This window comes from Rufibacter aurantiacus, assembly GCF_017916345.1.
In the GTDB taxonomy this organism is placed as follows: Bacteria; Bacteroidota; Bacteroidia; order Cytophagales; family Hymenobacteraceae; genus Nibribacter; species Nibribacter roseolus.
The window spans coordinates 135,810-153,325 of record NZ_JAFMSV010000001.1 but is presented as its reverse complement, the minus strand read 5'-3'; the positions used below and the strand labels follow the sequence as shown (position 1 = coordinate 153,325).

At 48.6% G+C, this 17,516-nt stretch carries 15 protein-coding genes; 8 read left to right on the top strand and 7 right to left on the bottom strand.

Going from position 1 to position 17,516, the window contains the following annotated elements:
• Positions 1-76: 76 nt before the first annotated feature.
• Positions 77-2,395: a DUF7133 domain-containing protein gene (locus J3P34_RS00585; protein WP_210485946.1), complete on the top strand. Its 2,319-nt coding sequence runs from the start codon at positions 77-79 to the stop codon at positions 2,393-2,395.
• 93 nt (positions 2,396-2,488) lie between these two features.
• On the opposite strand, the gene J3P34_RS00580 is transcribed toward J3P34_RS00585, so the two are convergent.
• Positions 2,489-2,983, bottom strand: coding sequence for a hypothetical protein (locus J3P34_RS00580; RefSeq protein WP_210485944.1), 495 nt, complete (start codon positions 2,981-2,983; stop codon positions 2,489-2,491).
• Positions 2,984-3,437: 454 nt separating this feature from the next.
• Positions 3,438-3,998 (bottom strand): hypothetical protein, encoded by a 561-nt coding sequence (locus J3P34_RS00575; protein WP_210485942.1) that lies wholly within the window; start codon positions 3,996-3,998, stop codon positions 3,438-3,440.
• Between the two features lie 245 nt (positions 3,999-4,243).
• Here J3P34_RS00575 and J3P34_RS00570 point away from each other — a divergent pair, with 245 nt between their 5' ends.
• Positions 4,244-5,095, top strand: a complete 852-nt coding sequence (locus J3P34_RS00570; protein WP_246853488.1) for a winged helix-turn-helix domain-containing protein — start codon at positions 4,244-4,246, stop codon at positions 5,093-5,095.
• A 223-nt stretch (positions 5,096-5,318) separates the two neighbouring features.
• Here J3P34_RS00570 and J3P34_RS00565 read toward each other — a convergent pair whose 3' ends face one another.
• The 5 genes from J3P34_RS00565 to J3P34_RS00545 all read right to left on the bottom strand — a co-directional run bounded on the left by J3P34_RS00565 (position 5,319) and on the right by J3P34_RS00545 (position 9,329).
• Entirely contained in the window at positions 5,319-5,765 is a 447-nt protein-coding gene (locus J3P34_RS00565; RefSeq protein WP_210485938.1) for a hypothetical protein, read from the bottom strand.
• Between the two features lie 107 nt (positions 5,766-5,872).
• A complete protein-coding gene (locus J3P34_RS00560) occupies positions 5,873-6,343 on the bottom strand; it encodes a DMP19 family protein (RefSeq protein WP_210485936.1) in 471 nt (156 codons plus the stop codon).
• An 86-nt stretch (positions 6,344-6,429) separates the two neighbouring features.
• Positions 6,430-7,068, bottom strand: a complete 639-nt coding sequence (locus tag J3P34_RS00555; protein ID WP_210485934.1) for a hypothetical protein — start codon at positions 7,066-7,068, stop codon at positions 6,430-6,432.
• A 152-nt stretch (positions 7,069-7,220) separates the two neighbouring features.
• Entirely contained in the window at positions 7,221-7,601 is a 381-nt protein-coding gene (locus tag J3P34_RS00550; protein ID WP_210465763.1) for a hypothetical protein, read from the bottom strand.
• 213 nt (positions 7,602-7,814) lie between these two features.
• Complete coding sequence (locus J3P34_RS00545; RefSeq protein ID WP_210485932.1) at positions 7,815-9,329, bottom strand: hypothetical protein; 1,515 nt, start codon at positions 9,327-9,329, stop codon at positions 7,815-7,817.
• 179 nt (positions 9,330-9,508) lie between these two features.
• On the opposite strand from J3P34_RS00545, the gene J3P34_RS00540 reads away from it, so the two are divergent.
• From J3P34_RS00540 to ilvB, 6 genes are all read left to right on the top strand, one after another.
• Positions 9,509-10,675, top strand: a complete 1,167-nt coding sequence (locus J3P34_RS00540; protein WP_210485931.1) for a 2-isopropylmalate synthase — start codon at positions 9,509-9,511, stop codon at positions 10,673-10,675.
• A gap of 1 nt (position 10,676) precedes the next feature.
• Positions 10,677-12,074, top strand: coding sequence for a 3-isopropylmalate dehydratase large subunit (gene leuC, locus J3P34_RS00535; protein WP_210485929.1), 1,398 nt, complete (start codon positions 10,677-10,679; stop codon positions 12,072-12,074).
• A gap of 92 nt (positions 12,075-12,166) precedes the next feature.
• Entirely contained in the window at positions 12,167-12,763 is a 597-nt protein-coding gene (leuD, locus tag J3P34_RS00530) for a 3-isopropylmalate dehydratase small subunit (RefSeq protein WP_210485927.1), read from the top strand.
• Positions 12,751-13,869: a 3-isopropylmalate dehydrogenase gene (gene leuB, locus J3P34_RS00525; protein WP_210485925.1), complete on the top strand. Its 1,119-nt coding sequence runs from the start codon at positions 12,751-12,753 to the stop codon at positions 13,867-13,869. The genes leuD and leuB overlap by 13 nt, the downstream gene beginning before the upstream one ends.
• A 213-nt stretch (positions 13,870-14,082) precedes the next feature.
• Complete coding sequence (ilvD, locus tag J3P34_RS00520; protein WP_210485923.1) at positions 14,083-15,804, top strand: dihydroxy-acid dehydratase; 1,722 nt, start codon at positions 14,083-14,085, stop codon at positions 15,802-15,804.
• Positions 15,767-17,500, top strand: a complete 1,734-nt coding sequence (gene ilvB, locus J3P34_RS00515; protein WP_428480410.1) for a biosynthetic-type acetolactate synthase large subunit — start codon at positions 15,767-15,769, stop codon at positions 17,498-17,500. Before ilvD ends, ilvB begins: the two co-directional genes overlap by 38 nt.
• Positions 17,501-17,516: the final 16 nt, after the last annotated feature.

Genomic DNA, 17,516 nt, shown 5'->3' with positions numbered 1-17,516 from the left:
ACCAGATGGTGCGGTGCCTGCTATGTGCAATTTAGCAGGCACCGCACCATCTGTATTAGGAAAGTAGAAGTACCGCATGAAAAGTTTTATTTATAGTGCCTTGTTGATCATCACTTGTGCAGGCATGTTGCAGGCTTGTCAGCCGAACAGTAATAATCAGGTTGGGCAGGAGGGAGGGGAGCAAATTGAAACAGACTCGGTTAAAATAAGGGAGATGTACGCTTCCTCACCTGTGCTGTCGCCGGAAGAATCGCTGAAGAAGATGCAGGTAGAGGACGGATTTACGGTGGAACTGGTAGCAGCAGAGCCCCTGATCAATTCGCCCGTAGCCATGACCTTTGATGAGAAAGGCCGCATGTGGGTAGCAGAAATGCAGAACTACATGCCTGATACGGCAGGCACCGGTGAGGAACTGCCCACGGGCAAGATTGTCATTCTGGAAGACAAGAACGGAGATGGGAAATTTGATGACCGCAAAGTATTCCTGGACTCGCTTGTGTTGCCTCGGGCGCTCTGCCTGGTAGAAGAAGGCTTGCTGGTGGCCATGCCGCCCAACCTGTGGTATTATGAAAGAAAGCAGGACAAGCCCGGCAAAAAGACCCTGGTAGATAATAAATACACCCAGGGCGGCAATGTGGAGCATGAACCGAACGGGCTGCTGCGTGCCATGGATAACTGGATTTATAGCGCCAAATTCACCAAGCGCTACCGTAAAAAAGGAGATAAGTGGCTCATTGAGAAAACGCATTTCAGGGGCCAGTGGGGCATTGCCCAGGATGACCATGGCAGGCTTTATTACAACAACAACTCCCAAAACCTGTTAGGCGATTATTTCGCCCCGGGCTTGGGAGCCACTAACGCGAACCAACAGACGGTAGCCGGCTTTGACGTGGATCTGGTAGGCAACAACAGGGTATATCCGGCCAGGGCTACTACTGGGGTAAACCGGGGGTATCAGGAAGGTGTATTAGACAAAAACCTGCGCCTGGTAAACTTCACCGCGGCCTGCGGACCGGTTATCTACCGGGGTGGGTTGTTTGGCGAAAGGTACTCCCAGAATGCTTTTGTAGCTGAACCGGCGGCCAACCTGATTAAGCGCAACATCCTAACCGAAAATGGCTACCGAATGCAGGGTGCGCAAGCCTACAAAGGACGGGAATTTCTGGCAAGCACAGATGAGCGTTTCCGGCCCGTCAACCTATACGACGGCCCTGATGGTGGTATGTATGTGCTGGATATGTATCGGGGTGTGATACAGCATAAATTCTACCTAACCGAATACCTGGCGAATGAGATAGCCCAAAGAAAACTGGAACAGCCTATCACCTGTGGGCGCATATACAGGATTGTTCCAGCAAAAAAAGAAGCTAAACCGGTGGTTGTGCCGCATGAACCTCTACAACTGGTAAAGCTGCTGCAGCATAAAAACGGATGGGTGCGTGACAAAGCACAGCAGCTGCTGGTAGATAAAAAGTATCAGCAGGCTGTCCCTGCCTTGCGTCAGCTCCTGAAAGAGACAAAGCAACCGGTAGCGGCCGCTCATGCGCTGTGGGCCTTGGAAGGAATGGATGCCTTACGGTCCGAAGACGTACTGCCCCTGCTTAAACAGTCACAATGGTCTATCAGGATGCAGGCCCTGAGTGTATTGCCTTCCGTTATGACGGCAAAGAACTACACCACGTTTGTGAAGGCACTTGGGCAACTTGTCGCACAACATGACTCGCTGGCGGCCCCGTATGTGGCCTTTCTGGCACCCAGTATCCGTCAGTTTAATAAGCCTGCTGCCGACAGGCTGGTGCAGGCGGTCGTAAAGCAGTATCCTGGGAACAAATATGTGGCCGATGCCGCCATCAGCAGTATGCAGGCCAGGGAAGAGGTATTCTATCATAAAGCCATGGCTGCCAAGGATACAAGTTCTGTGTTACACGTGCGGCTGGGAGAAGTGTTGGAGGATATGCGTAAAGCAAAGCGCAGCAAAAATCCAGAACTGCTGGCAAAAGAATTTCCGGTTGGCGCCAAACTGTACACATCCACCTGCCAGTCCTGTCACGGGGCAGATGGCAATGGCGTAAAGCGCCTGGCGCCGCCGCTGAATAACTCTAACTGGGTAACCGGCAGCAAAAGCAAGTTGATACCCATTGTCCTGTATGGCATGACCGGCCCCGTCAAAGTAAATGGAATGCTTTACCAAACCCCGGATGTTATTGGTGAGATGCCCGGCATTGGCCACAACAAGGCTTTGTCTGATAAGGATATAGCCGAACTGTTAAGCTTTATCCGGAAGTCCTGGAACAACAATGCCGGAAAAATAGAGACAGCAGATGTGGAGCAGGCTCGCAAAGTGTACAAAGGCAGGCAGAAAGCATTCACCATGGGAGAGTTGAATGCCTTATAACTAGCTTATTACCCAGTCTCTACAGCTCATGGGTAGCAGCTGGTTTATCGTAGTTTATCAATGATATTTAACGAGTTTGATGTCAAAAAATTTTTAGACATCAAACTCGTTTGCCAGTAGATTGTCAAGTTGATTGATTTCCTCTATTAAATTCAGTTGGCTTGGTGTTAACGCTAAATCAGGAGATTTTTTTTGAAACAGCTTTTTAACTTCTCCCATTTTAAAGTAAAACGACTGGGATTGTAGATTAAATTGCTGTACCGCTAACTCTCTTTCAATAGTGAATTTCTTTTGTTTAACTACGTTAATGATATCAAGGGCTGAATCAAAGTCTAATTCCTGTTTTTCGATTGATTTTAGAATTCCACACTCAAAACTGGCGCACTGTTTCGGCCTTCTGGAGTAGATAGTACAACCATCGCAATATTTTTTACAGGGTTGAAGAAAGAAACCATCCCCATTGGTATTCTCAATATCTATTACATCTCTCAACAAGGGCAACTCTTCACAACCAACCTGTACAAAACCAATCACGGTACCGTCACAACAAAGTCCACAAGACAAACAGATATTGGTTGAATCACTCATTAATTAAGAATTAAAAACTTTTAAGATGTACTCTTCCAGGAAACATCTTTCATTGGTGCGAATTAGTTCGGCTAAGGTACGCCTTTAATATGGTTCGTACATGTAAAGGCCGCAGCAGAAGATCGTTAAAGTTTGTGGTATCTGAAGAAAAGCCAAGTTCAATTAACCGCAAAATCAAAATAGAGGTATTAAGTTGATCCCTTGACGTGCTGCCATATTTTTTAAATGTAAACCGCTGTTTTTCTTTCTTCAGGATTAACTTATGGTTAATCTGTTTAAATTTTACTTTTAAAATCTAAAATAAAAGTCCACCGGGTAAAAATATCAACCGCTTTTTATTGCCGAAAAATGTACTGCCTGAAGTAAAATGTCCTCTTAAAAGTGCCGGCTGAAAATGTTATTTCTAGCTCGCTTTACCTTTAAATTCAGTAAAGGCCTTTCATCATAACTTTACTTAGCAGCCGCCTTTGCGAGGGATACGTTGATAAATAACTTTACCATCTCGTTCTACATAGTCGCCCCGCACAATTGGATAGGAATACTTGGGCGCATGTGATACGGTACGGCTTTTGATAATTATTTTGTCGTTCACTTTCAGGCTAAGCAATTGCTCAAGTTGAGACTTTTCTGGCTCAAAATTGAGAATATAATCGTCACCATTAATCCTGACCATCACTCCAAAACCTAATCGTGAGCCTTGCGGAAGAGAAAGAGAGGTTATCACTCCCTCCATATTGCTATAATCTCGAAGGGACTTTCTTATTTTAGCCTCACTGGCAAACACTTTTTCCCCAGCGGGAGACGCTTCCCATTTTTTGTATATGATACCTTCAGGGGTAGCCTCCCATTTTTTCAATGCGGCCTCCCTTTCAGCAGCAGAGAGCGGCTTGGGGGTTGGTCTTTTGGAAGTTTCGTTTTTGTTTTCGCGATTTTCATTTTTGTTTTCGCGATTGGCGAATACTAGTCCGCTTACCACCACCAGCAGTAAGATCAGCGCATACATAACCTTTTTCATAATTCGTTGTAGTTTTAATTAACATAGATCCCTCTCCTGGTACATCAGATTCGTTTAAGGCTTTTCATTTATTTTTCGAATCCTCTTGAAGTTGGTACAATAAAAATACGTTGATTTATTTCAGCCTCAGGGACTTGGTCCGTAAATAAGAATGTAAACTTTGTAAATAATATCTTGACATCATGCCTGTTAGAAGAAATCTCTTGTCCGTCAATCGAAAGCACCTAGGCGGGTTGTTACTACTCATGTTTATTTCGATAATCTGCGTGGCTTTCAGCATGGCGGGCAATGATGACTATGACTTTGCTAGAAGGGAGGTTTTACTTCGCCGGATCGGACATGAAATACTCTTGCAGTCGGGCGACAGTGTATCACGGGTACTACCGGTAAAAAAAATCGCTGGAAATGAATACCAGATTAGTTTTGAGAATGCCTTCACTTTTCAGCCCGAATCCCTGGTGAATACTACGCAGCGTTTGTTAGCCCAAGACCCGCTCGCAAGTGATTACGTGGTTAATGTACTGAACTGTGCCAATGCCAGTGTAGCCTATGGATATGCTATATCAAAAAATAAGAAAGAAGATATTGTAGCCTGTATAGGAAGAAGGCAACCCGTAGCGTGTTATAAGATTAGTATCAAATTTAAACCGCCAGGAATAATCACAGCAAAGAATGGATATCTTCTGGGCAGCCTGACAGTTTTAGCCTTTGTTGGCTTTATGTTAATAGGATCTGTTAAGCCGCGGAAGGCCTTACCTGACAGTCAGCCTACCGGTATAATCCCTTTGGGGTCAATGTCGTTCGACGCAGAGGCTCGTAAACTCATGATACATGGAAATTCCCTGGACTTAACCAAGACTGAAACCCGCGTACTACGCATTTTCGCGCTGTCACCTAATGAGATGATAGAGCGGAGCCGGTTACAAAAGGAAATATGGGAAGATGAGGGGGTTATAGTAGGCCGCAGTCTGGATATGTTCATTTCAAAACTTAGAAAGAAACTGGAACCTGATCCAACTATCAAAATTGCTGCTATACGCGGCAAAGGATATAAGCTTGAAATTAGCAGTTTAGAAAATCTTCCCGTTCCAAACTGAGGTTATAAGAATTAATTGGCCATTTATTATTGAGCAAGTTTACCGCAAAAAAGTACGTGCAGTTGTAGATGCCGATGATTGTTACCTTTGTTAATGTCCGCCAAACAAAAACTGTGGATTAACGCAGACGGTAAATCTTTACAGTGCTGTACAACGGCCTAGTATAAACGACGGCTGAGGCCGTGGGCCGATACTGGCGTTTAGCTGTTGATGGCAAAAGTATTTATCCTTTTAAATAAGATTGTTTGATAAGATAATCTTTTAAATCCGACTTGAATAATGTAAAATCAAATTTCTTAAGTTTAGATAACCTTGTTAAACAGCTAATTTCAGATAATAATGCTTTACAAATTATCTCAATCAATTCTGATTGTCCAAGTTTAAATACTTCAGAATAGTCAAGCTTTACATCTATTTCGGCGCAATTAATAGTTTTGATCGTTATTCCGTCAACAGACGAACTTTTCTCCCCAGATAAATATCTAGGTCTTTTTTTTCTAAAAAATTGGTCAAACTCTGGTTTAACTGTAATTAGTCCGAAATAAAGCTCGTTCAAGTCTTCTCCATAGTTCTTTTCTTCAAAAAATAACTTTAGTTCATTTGACAAATCATTAATCCAAGATGATTGATCTATTGAAAGATTTGAGTATTGCGCTATTCCAAAGTTCATTCTAAATATCTTATAATCTTGCCAACGTCTAGTGTAAGCGGCGGGTGAGGCCGTCGGCCGAAGGCTGACGTTTACACCTTGTTGGTGGAAGCCCTTTTTCTTTTTAGTTAGAAGAAACTTTTGTTCTTTCTTACAAATTCCAAGTTTATTGAATTCAGGTCATCTTCGTAGTCGAAGAATTGCTGGTCAAGTTCCTCCCATACCACATTAGCCTCTTCCTCAATCTGTTCTACAATTTCTTGTCTTTCCGCTCTATCCTTTGGAACTGTCTGGTTTGGGAACTGGCCGTTTGCTTTTTTCAGGATTTCAGCTGTCTTGTCTGCCCCGATTGCATTAAGGGATTCGACAGTCTCGTGCGCAAAGTCCCCCGAGGAATTGTAATAGAATTGATTGAATCCGCCGTTGTTTATCTCCCTTTCTAAGTTTTGGTTGAAGAAGAACAACTTTTGGGGTTGGGAGAGGGCATCCATTTTTTCTCCCCAAGAGCATAATTCGCAGATATAGTCGTCCAATTTGATAATACTACTGTTCGTATCTTCCGCTTCAAGGAGCTGTTCTAGGTTTGGCTTTGTATTCATTCAATTTAAATTTGATTTTTATTTTAAGGTTACCACGAACGGGCTAGTATAAACAGCGTGCAAGGCCGTCGGCCGTGGCATGGTGTTTATACAATGTTGTGGGTAGTAATTTTTCTTTTTTTATATGCCAGCATAGCTAAAATGACGTTAAAAAATGCTGAGACGCCAAGAGCATAATACAAGTACTTTATCCTATCCTTTGATTCTGCAAGTTCGCTACCATCTCTTTGGAGCTTTTCTAAAGTAGAGGTTTCAATCATTGCGAATGCTTCACCCTTCGGCTGCTTGATGTCCCTTTCTTTAGAAATTTCCCTTAGCTCTTTTATAGCTGGAAGTTGTGCGAAGTTGTTGGGAAGGTTCTTGGTGTTGGTGCAAGAATTAGTAAAAGCAAGTCCCGAGGGCATTTGATGTCCGTAAATCACATATGTTTTACCAACCTCAAAAGTGTACTGACAGGAATTGTCTGAATAGTCAAAAGAAATTACTTTCTGCTCTTTCTCTATATTTTTAAAACCCTCCAATATCTGGAAGTTGATGATTCTTAGTTGCTGTCCATCTTTGTCGAATAACCTTGAGTTTTCGATTATTTCCGTTGCTTTTCCAACAAGTATTAAATCACTTTTCTCCCAATCTTCCAAGGTGGTTTCAGGAGGTTTAGTACACATGCAACCGAAAGAGAATGTATAAAGATGCAGAAGGACTATGGTAAAGAATATCTTTTTCATTATGGTTATGGGAAATAGCTTGTTTAGTATAGATTCACTTTTTGTCTATTTTCCATAATACTTTCATGTTATTTATTACCACCAACGGCCTCGTATAAACAACGAGCAAAGCCGTCGGCCGTGGCTTGATGTTTATACAATGTTGGCAGATGTTATTTTTCAGTAATTCTTATAGCTTCTGCAATTACATACCCTTCAAGCCCAACAGAACCTCTTATATGGTAGCATTTTATAGTTCCATTATCTAATCTTTTCCTATCTTCAGGGTCAATGCTTTTGTAATGCTTATAGTATTTCATTAAATCAGGAAACTGGATTTGTAATCCGTCCCAATCTGTCTCTTCAATCCCGAAAACAATGTTATCGCTGTCGATGCATTGAAAATCTTGGTTTACTACTCCTTCAAATCTTACCTCTATTTCTTCTAATTCGTCTCTGTACCGAGTCAAGTTGAAGATGATGGTTTTTAATTTAAAGTCATGACATAGTTTTTCTATCCTGCTGTCACCGACTAATTCAGAGTAATCTTCCATTCTTATAATTTCTGCCAACTACTGTGTATAAGGAGCTGTTCCGGTTATTAGTACTTTGTATAGTGTCAAAGTTCCGGACATACAACCACCGTAGGTCGGATAACCGGAACTGCACTGCCAAACATACTATTTAGTTCTTTCCAAATGACCAAGGTAAGGACTGCTTACTCTGTTTCAGGGCTGTTTTCACTAAAACAGCCCTGAAACACCATCCTACTTCAACCTTCCTGCTTTCCTTTTCATAATCTCCTGCACTGGCACGTTCTCAATCTTGCTTTCCAGCCAGGAGATGATATCCAGGTACATGAAAGGGCGACGTTCGTAGGGGTTCTCGGAGATGGCAATGAGCTTTTCCTTGAGGGTGATGAAAGCCTCTCTCACCTGATTCGGGGCTATATTTCCCACATTGCGCAGAAAACGGAAAATCTCTACCTGCATCTGCTGCTGGTTGTCCATTTTGCCCAGGAAGTGGTACACCGTCCGGATCTGGTAATCCAGGGCATCGTCGTCGTAGCCGGCCTCGTAGTGGGCAATCAGGTTCAGGATGCGGGCGAAACACTGCAGGTCTTCGCGCAGGCTGGTATTGCTGTGGTGGATGACCTTGTTCAGGTACTCAATCGCTTTTTTGAAATCGCCGCTGCCAAAGTACAAGCTGGCAATTTTGTAGTAGAACACCAGCATGCGGTGAGGGTCCAGTTGCGCCTGGAAACCTTCCAGGTTCTTCAAAACACCCGGAATTACCTTCAACCCCTCGGTGAACTTCCCTTCCAGAAAGTAGGCGTTGATCTTATTGGTATAAATATAAAGGAACAGCAGGGTGTCAATGTTAGCATTGGAGCGGCGCTTTGGATCATCGGCAAAGGCCTCCAGTTGCTGCAAGACCTGCACAAACTTAGAATGGTACAGCAGGTTGTAGAGGGCGTTGAGCAGGTTGTGCATGCCTTTGATATACAGCACCGGCCGGCGCTCCTTCATGTGCGGGTACTCGTCAAACAGATCCACCCACTTCTGGGCGTACCGGTAGCAGGCCTTCAGGTCCTGGGTCATGAGATGGTACCATACGTGGGCCTGGTAGAAATACAGTTTCTCGTAAAACCCGGCGTTCTGATAATCAATCTCCGGCAGGTTCTCCAGGAAGAAAGCCGTGATGGAATCGTAGTCTTCCTGGTTCCGGGCCAGGCCTACCTTCAGGTAATGGCCGTACAGGCGCAGGGCTACGTTGGAGAGCTGGTGCATCCGGTAGATGTGCGAAGAAACCTGGGTTGCCTGTTGGGTAAGGTCCTCGGCCCGGCCGCTCAAACTGCGTGTGATGTATTGACTCTCAATGAGTTTCTCAAAGTCAATGGCTGTAAGGGCAATGTGCGGCAACTCGTACTCCAGCGCCGATACTTTTACTTTGTCCAATATTTTTAGGCTCTGCTGGTAAAACCCTTTATTATAGAGTACGCGCGCATAATCCAGTTGCTCATGCAGCTGGATGTCCAGGTTCTGCGGCGCATGGAACGTTCTTAAGCTGGAGAGCAGGTGTTTGTACAGGTTGTTCTTCAGGTTGGCCAGTTGAGTCTTCTTAATGCTGGGTACCTGCTTCAGAATCTGGGTCTCATTGAGGGTGTCCTGCTGTTCCAGGGCATCAAACAACTGCAAAAACTTCAAGTCTTCGCTGGAGCCGCTCTTGTTGGTGTTCAGCCGGAAATGGCGTTTCTCAGAGGGCGTCAGAGATTTTATCAATTGAAAAATAGGATCAATATTTTGATTAGGCATTGTATGAGAAAAGGAACTAAAATATTGATTTTCAGATTGATAACTTTATAATAGGGGCGCTTAGAAATAGTAGAATGCTGAAAAATAATTTTTTGCTTCCGTATTAGTACGCGCTTCTTTGTATCCGAATAGAAGCCAAAATAACGATGTCAGCTCAGAAGATACAAATATTTGATACAACGTTGCGCGATGGCGAACAGGTGCCTGGCTGCAAATTGAACATGGAGGAGAAGTTGGTCATCGCACGTCAACTGGAGCTTCTGGGCGTGAACGTGATTGAGGCTGGGTTCCCCGTTTCCAGCCCCGGCGATTTTGAGGCGGTTCGGGCAATTGCGGCTCAAACCAAGGAAGCTACTGTTTGTGGCCTTACCCGCGCCGTGGAAAACGACATCAGGGTAGCCGCCGAGGCTTTGAAAGCTGCCCGTTTCCCCAGAATCCATACCGGAATTGGTACTTCTGAGTCTCACGTCAAATTCAAATTGCGCACCACCCAAGCCGATGTCATTGAGCGTGCCGTGGCTGCCGTGAAGTTAGCGAAAAGCTTTGTAGAAGACGTAGAATTCTATGCCGAAGACGCCGGCCGCACCGATAACGAGTTCCTGGCCATGGTCTGCGAGGCGGCCATCAAAGCCGGAGCCACCGTATTGAACATTCCGGATACCACCGGTTACTGCCTGCCCGAAGAATACGGAGCCAAGATCAAGTACCTCTACGAGAATGTGCGCGGCGTACAGAACGTAACCCTTTCCACCCACTGTCACAATGATTTAGGCTTGGCTACCGCGAACTCCATCTCCGGGGTCATCAACGGAGCCCGCCAGATTGAGTGCACCATCAACGGGGTAGGGGAGCGCGCCGGTAATACGGCCCTGGAGGAAGTCGTCATGATTCTCCGCCAGCACCCGTACCTGAACCTGGACACCAGCGTGAACACGCGCCTGTTAACCGAGACATCACACCTGGTATCGCACATGATGCGCATGCAGGTGCAACCCAACAAAGCTATTGTGGGCGCCAACGCCTTCGCGCACTCCAGCGGTATCCACCAGGACGGTGTCATCAAGCACCGCGAGACGTATGAGATCATTGATCCCAAAGAAGTAGGTGCCGAAGATTCCTCTATTGTATTGACCGCTCGCTCCGGCAGAGCCGCCTTGGCCTACCGCATGCAGAAGCTGGGTTATTCCCTGGAGAAAGCAGCCTTGGACAAAGCGTATGCCTCGTTCCTGGTAGTGGCAGATAAAAAGAAAGAAGTAGTAGACGAAGACCTCCATTTAATGGTGGAGCAGGATAATTTGGTTTCTGCAAATTAATATGGCGAAGACATTATTAGATAAGATTTGGGCTGCCCACGTGGTGAAATCCATTCCCGGGGGTGGATTGGACGTGTTTTACATTGACCGCCACCTTATCCATGAGGTAACCAGCCCGCAAGCATTTGACGAGATTGAACACCGCGGTTTGCCTTTGTTCCGCAAGGAGCAGATTGTGGCTACCGCCGACCATAACGTACCCACTAAAAATCAGCACCTCCCCATTGAGGAGCCGCTTTCCCGTTTTCAGGTGGATAAACTCACCGAGAACTGCGCCAAGCACAACATTGAGCTGTACGGCCTGGGTCACGAAAACCAGGGCATAGTACACGTTATGGGACCGGAATTAGGCCTGACCCAACCTGGCATGACCATCGTATGTGGCGACAGCCACACGTCCACCCACGGCGCCTTCGGGGCCATTGCCTTCGGGATTGGCACTAGCCAGGTGGCGCAGGTAATGGCCTCGCAAACCTTGCTGCTAAGCAAACCCAAAAGCATGCGCATCACGGTAGAGGGTGAGGTGAAAAACGGCGTTACCGCCAAAGACATCATCCTGTACGTGATCTCCAAACTGGGTACCGGCGGTGCCACGGGGTACTTTGTAGAGTACGCCGGCAGCGCATTCCGCGCCCTGAGCATGGAAGGCCGCATGACCGTCTGCAACATGAGTATTGAAATGGGTGCCCGCGGAGGCATGATTGCACCGGACCAAACCACGTTTGAATACCTGAAAGGCCGTCAGTTCGTGCCGCAGGGTGAGCGTTGGGAACAGGCCGTGGCTTACTGGACTACCTTGTACACCGACGAAGACGCCACCTTTGACAAAGAGTTCTTCTTTGATGCGCAGGAAATCGCGCCAATGATCACCTTCGGCACCAACCCGGGCATGGGCATGGCCATCAATGAGGTGATTCCTACTGATGTTCCGGCCAGCGAAGTAGCCAGTTATAACAAATCGTTGAACTACATGGGCTTTCAGCCGGGCGAATCTTTGCTGGGCAAAGAAATCCAGTACGTGTTCATCGGGTCTTGCACTAACTCCCGCATTGAGGATCTGCGCCAGGTAGCCAAATTCGTGAAAGGGAAGCACAAAGCACCGCACGTGGAGGCCATTATTGTACCGGGTTCCAAACACGTGGAGAAACAAGCCATTGAGGAAGGCATTGACAAAGTACTGGCCGAAGCCGGTTTTGAACTTCGTGAGCCGGGCTGCAGCGCTTGTCTGGCCATGAACGAAGACAAGATTCCCGCCGGTGCCTACTGTGTATCCACCTCAAACCGCAACTTTGAAGGCCGTCAGGGACCGGGTTCCCGAACCTTGCTGGCCAGCCCACTGGTGGCGGCCATCACCGCGGTGGAAGGAAAGATTGTGGACATTACCCAATACCTGAACTAGCCTTTAGGTACGCATATTGGGTCATCCCCCTTCAAAGGGGGACGGTCAGATAAAGAATTGTAAAGTGCCCTTGTGGCACATAAAACAGTTAGATGGAAAAGTTTGAAGTGCTTCAATCTACGGCGGTTCCGCTCCCGATTGAGAATATAGATACCGACCAGATTATTCCGGCCCGCTTCCTGAAGGCTACTTCGCGCGAAGGCTTCGGAGAGAATTTATTCTGCGACTGGCGCTTTGACAACGCCGGTCAGCCAAAAGCCGATTTCGTGCTGAACAACAGCCGTTACAGCGGTCAGATTCTGGTGGCGGGCAAGAACTTCGGGTGTGGCAGTAGCCGCGAGCACGCCGCCTGGGCTATCTATGATGCTGGGTTCAAAGTGGTGATTTCCAGCTTCTTTGCTGATATTTTTAAAGGCAACGCCCTGAACAACGGATTGTTACCGCTGCAGGTCTCAGATGAGGTTTTGGCAAGATTGTTGGGCCAGATTGAAGAAGACCCGCAGACCACCCTGGTGGTGGACTTAGTGAAACAGGAATTACAGGTACCGGCTTGGGAAGAGAAGATCTCGTTTGAGATTGACGCCTACAAGAAAGAGTGCCTGATCAATGGATATGATGACATTGATTATTTAGTAAACCAGAAAGACGCAATAGAACAATACGAAAAGAGTAGACCATGGGCGTATTAAGTAAAAAGATAGCCGTTCTCCCCGGCGACGGAATTGGACCAGAAGTATGTGCCGAGGCCCTCAAAGTATTAGAAGCCGTTTCTGAACGCTTCGGGCATGAGTTTGAACTGGATGTGCAGTTGATGGGCGCCTGCGCCATTGATGCCACCGGTAACCCGCTGCCTGAATCTACCCTGCAAGCTTGTTTTGAAGCCGATGCCATCCTGCTGGGTGCCATTGGTGATCCTAAATACGACAACAACCCGGCCGCTAAAGTACGCCCAGAGCAAGGGTTGTTGCGCCTGCGTAAATCTTTGGGTTTATACGCCAACATTCGTCCGGTTACCGCTTATGATGTGTTGCTGGAGCATTCTCCTTTGAAAGCAGACCGTATCTCCGGCGTAGACATGGTGATCTACCGGGAGCTGACCGGCGGTATTTATTTTGGGGAGAAAGGCCGCACTGAGGATGGGGCTTTTGACAATTGCTTTTATTCCAAGGAAGAGATCGTGCGCATCGCGCACCTGGCGTTCCAGGCAGCGGCCAACCGCCGGAACAAACTGACCCTGGTAGACAAAGCCAACGTGCTGGAGACTTCCCGCCTGTGGCGTGAAGTGGTGCAGCAGATTGCCCCGGAATATCCATCGGTTGCGGTAGATTACCTGTTCGTGGACAATGCCGCCATGCAGATGATCCTGAACCCGAAACAGTTTGATGTGATCCTCACGGAGAACATGTTCGGGGACATCATCTCAGACGAGGCCTCAGTGATCGCTGGTTCTTTGGGCTTGCTGCCCTCCGCTTCAGTGGGAGAGACTGCGGCCTTGTTTGAGCCCATCCACGGGTCTTTCCCGCAGGCCAAGGGCAAAGGCATCGCTAACCCCATTGCCACTATTCTTTCCGTAGCCATGATGCTGGAGCATTTCGGGTTACAGGAAGAGGCCGATCTGGTGAAGGAAGCAGTGGATTATACCCTTGAGAAAAACGTGCTAACTCCGGAATTGAGAAAAGATCATCCTTTCACAACCGAGCAGGTGGGTGCCTTCATCGCTAACTACGTGCAGGAAGGTGGAGAAAGCTTCCGGCATTTGAAAAACATAGAAATAGGGTTAAGCACCATTATTTAACGAAGAAACGTTATAGGGCCAGTTTTGCTGAAAACAGGCCTAAAAGAGATAATACCAGATGCGACTACAGTCGGTCATTTCCATTATTGTCATTATTCCTCTGCCGCAAGGTGGGTAGGAACGGCCTCTTACAACCATTCAGAGCCTTTCTCACCACCCGGTAGAAAGGCTCTTTTTTTGTAAAAACACCTCAAAAACACCGCATTACAAACCATGGCTTTAAATAAATACAGCAGCATCTACACCAAAGACGACAGCCTGCCGGCTTCCCAGGCCATGCTCATCGGCTCGGGTATCCCGGAGGAAGATCTGCGCAAACCGTTTGTGGGCATCTGCTCCACGGGCTTTGAAGGGAACACCTGCAACATGCACCTGAATGGTTTAGCCGATGCCGTGAAGATGGGGGTGCAGGCCAACGGCATGGTAGGCCTCCGGTTTAACACTATTGGCGTGAGCGACGGCATCACCAACGGCAACGCCGGGATGCGATTCTCGCTAGTTTCCAGAGAGCTGATTGCTGATTCTATTGAAGCCATGGCGGGAGCCCACTACTATGATGCCGTGGCTACCGTGGTGGGCTGCGACAAGAACATGCCGGGTGCTTTGATTGCGATGGCACGCCTAAACCGTCCGTCATTGATGGTGTACGGTGGTACTATCAAAGGAGGGGAGTACAAAGGCCAGAAACTAAACATTGTGTCTTGCTTTGAGGCCTACGGCAAGAAACTGAACGGCGCCATCTCAGACGAAGACTACCGCGGCATCATCCGCAACGCGTGTCCGGGGCCGGGGGCCTGCGGGGGCATGTACACGGCCAACACCATGGCCGCCGCCATTGAGACTTTGGGCATGAGCCTTCCTTTCTCTTCCTCTTCCACAGCGGTCAGCGCTGAGAAAAACCAGGAAGCCCTGGATACCGGCGCCTACATCCTGCAACTGTTGGAAAAAGACATCAAACCGCGTGACATTCTGGTGCGCGAGGCCTTTGAGAATGCACTGGTCATGATAACCGTTTTGGGTGGTTCTACCAACGCCGTTTTGCACCTGATTGCCATTGCCCATGCCGCCGGAGTGAAACTGACCATGGAGGATTTCCAGGAAGTGAGCAACCGCGTGCCGGTGCTGGCCGACCTGAAACCCAGCGGCAAGTACCTGATGGAGGACCTTTCTGCTCTAGGTGGGGTGCCCGCCGTGCAGAAAACCTTATTGGAAGCCGGTTTGCTCAAAGGCGACCTGATGACCGTCACGGGCAAAACCTTGGCGGAGAACCTGGCAAACGTGAAGCCCTTGGGCGAGGAGCAGGATCTGTTACGGCCACTTTCTAACCCCATCAAAGCCGATGGCCATATTCAGATTTTGTATGGCAACCTGGCCAGCAAAGGCGCGGTGGCGAAAATCTCAGGTAAAGAAGGCCTTCGGTTTGAAGGACCCGCTATTGTCTTCAACTCAGAAGAAGAACTGAACGAAGGCATCACCCATGGCAAAATCCAACCCGGTCAGGTAGTGGTAATTCGCTACGTAGGACCAAAAGGCGGACCTGGTATGCCGGAAATGCTGAAACCCACCTCGGCCATCATGGGTGCTGGACTTGGTGATAAAGTAGCCCTTATTACCGATGGCAGATTCTCGGGCGGGACGCACGGGTTCGTCATCGGCCACGTCTGCCCCGAAGCCTACGACGGCGGAACCATTGCCTTGGTAGAAGACGGCGACTGGATTGTGCTGGATGCTACCACCAATACCATGGACGTGCAGGTAGATGAATCCGTGCTTGCCCTTAGAAGAAGCCACTGGCAAAGACCCAAGCCAAACGTGCAAGGGGGAGTGCTATTGAAATATATCAGAACAGTAAGTGATGCCAGCCACGGTTGTATCACCGATTTACAGGAAGAAGCCTATGTTAACGCAAGAGAAACAAGCCCCAGCCTTGCCTGAAACAGACACCATGATTAGCGGCAGTCAGGCGCTGCTGCACGCCCTTTCCGTGGAAGGGGTGGATACGATCTTCGGCTATCCCGGCGGTGCCATCATGCCCATCTACGATGCGCTGTTCGACTTCCCGGGTAACATGAAGCACGTGCTGGTGCGCCACGAACAAGGCGGCATCCACGCGGGGCAGGGCTACGCCCGCGCTTCCGGTAAAGTAGGCGTGGTGTTCGCCACCAGCGGACCCGGTGCCACGAACCTGATCACCGGCCTCGCCGATGCCCTGATTGACAGCACGCCGTTGGTGTGTATCACGGGCCAGGTGTTCGCGCACCTGCTGGGCACCGATGCTTTCCAGGAAGCCGATGTAATCGGGATCACTACCCCGGTGACCAAGTGGAACTACCAGGTAACCGATGCCACCGAGATTCCGGAGGTTCTGGCCAAGGCGTTTCACATTGCACGCACGGGTCGGCCCGGGCCGGTTTTGATTGACATCACCAAAAATGCCCAGTTGCAGAAGTTCCCTTTCCAGGGCTACAAGCGGTGCGACCACATCCGCAGCTATCGGCCCAAGCCAATCGTGCGGAAAGAATATATAGAACGAGCCGCCGAACTGATCAACAGCGCTAAAAAGCCATTTGTGCTATGGGGCCAGGGCGTGATGCTGGGCGCGGCGGAGCAGGAGTTCCGGGAGTTCCTGGAGAAATCCGGTATTCCGGCGGCCTGGACCATCATGGGCGCGGGCGCTTTGCCTTCTGACCACCCGCTCAACGTGGGCATGCTGGGCATGCACGGCAACTACGGCCCTAACGTGATGACGAATGAGTGCGATGTTTTGATCGCCATTGGTATGCGCTTCGATGACCGCGTGACGGGCCGACTGGACAAATACGCTAAACAGGCCAAAATTATCCACCTGGACATTGACCCTGCTGAGATCGACAAGAACGTGAAAACCACCGTGCCGGTGTGGGGCGACTGCAAAGAAACCTTGCCGTTGCTGACCCAACTAGTGGAAAAGAAACAGCACGCTGAGTGGGTAGAGAAGTTCCGGGAGTTTGAGCAGCAAGAGATTGACGCGGTCATCCGCGAAGAGCTGTTCCCAACCTCAGGGGAAATGACCATGGGCGAGGTGATCCAGCAACTGAATGAGCTCACCAAAGGTGAAGCCATCATTGTATCTGATGTGGGTCAGCACCAGATGGTGGCCTGCCGCTACGCCAAACTAAACCACACCCGCAGCAACATCACCAGCGGCGGTTTGGGAACGATGGGCTTCGCGCTACCGGCGGCCATCGGGGCCAAGTTTGGCGCCGAGGATAGAACCGTGGTAGCCGTGATTGGCGACGGGGGCGTGCAGATGACTATCCAGGAACTGGGCACCATCATGCAAAGCGGCGTGGACGTGAAAATCATGATCCTGAACAACCAGTTTCTGGGCATGGTGCGGCAGTGGCAGGAGCTTTTCCATGAGCGCCGCTACTCCTTCGTGGACATCCAGAGCCCCGATTACGTGCAGGTGGCCAAAGGCTACGGCATCTCGGGCAGAAGCGTGAACCAACGCGCCGACCTCACCGATGCCTTGAAAGAAATGCTGGAGCATCCCGGTTCCTTCCTCTTGGAAGTGATGGTGACCAAAGAGAACAACGTGTTTCCCATGGTGCCGCAGGGCTGCAGCGTGAGTGAAATCAGATTGAAATAACCTTGCTAAACTGAAA